1 pseudogene is annotated in these 992 nt (G+C 71.3%); it reads left to right on the plus strand.

From position 1 onward, the window contains the following. Nucleotides 1–992: pseudogene (locus tag MJ797_RS24655) on the plus strand (hypothetical protein); the annotation flags it as partial.

A 992-nucleotide genomic window follows, 5' to 3' on the forward strand; every position in this document is an offset into this window, starting at 1 on the left:
GTTCGCCCTCGACGCCGCTCGCGAACAGCGGGTCAGCCACCTGGTGTCCGCGGCCGGGATCCGCCATGGCGGCGTCGAAAAGGACCACGACCGGGGTATGATCAGTATCTTCGGGCCGGTCCGGGCGTCCCGGCTCGCCTACCGCAACCGGCGCGAGGCGAACCTCTACCCGGCCGACACCCGTTGGGCGTTCGCTGACGACGCCTACTCGCTGGGGATGCGCGCCCTGGCGGCCTTCCATCTCGGGACCAGCGGCTACGGGCAGGCCCAGCAGGTCATCGCCGCGAGAACCGGAGTGACCATCGGGCGCGCCCAACTCGCCCAGATCGCGCGCGACCTGGCCCGCTGGGTCAGCGACTTCTACGACCTGCGCGCCGCCGGGGCCACGGACCTCGCCGACGGCGACGTGCTGATGATGCAGGGCGATGGCAAGGGCATCGCGCTTCGCCCCGAGCACCGCACCGGCACGAACAGCGACGTGACCCATCCCGGGATCAAGAAGATGGCCGAGATCGTCGCCGTCACGACCTTCACTCCCGCCGTGCGACAACCAGAGGACATCGCCGCCTCACCCGCCCGGCGCGCTGAACGCCCCGGGCCGACCGCGCGGGACACATGGGTCTCCGCGTCGATCATCGACGACATCCCCGCCGTGATCGGCCGGGCGTTCGACGAGGCCGACCTGCGCGACCCCCTGCACCTCCACCAGCGGATCTTCCTCGTCGACGGCAACAAGCAGCAGATCACCGCCATCGGCGAGCACGCGCAGCGACGCGCCCTGAAGGTCCCGATCATCATCGACTACATCCACGCCGCCGAGTACCTCCGCAAGGCCGCCGTGCAGCTCAACCGCGGCAGGACGCCCACCGAGGTCAGCGAGTGGGGCGACGGGCACCTGCTACGCGTCCTGCACGGCCGCGCCAAGCCGGTCGCCGCCACCCTCGCCTCCCTCGCCGAGAAGCGCCGCAACAACCCGCGCACCCGCGACCTCG

It is taken from the genome of Protofrankia sp. CiP3, assembly GCF_917627345.1.
Taxonomy (GTDB): Bacteria; Actinomycetota; Actinomycetes; order Frankiales; family Frankiaceae; genus Protofrankia.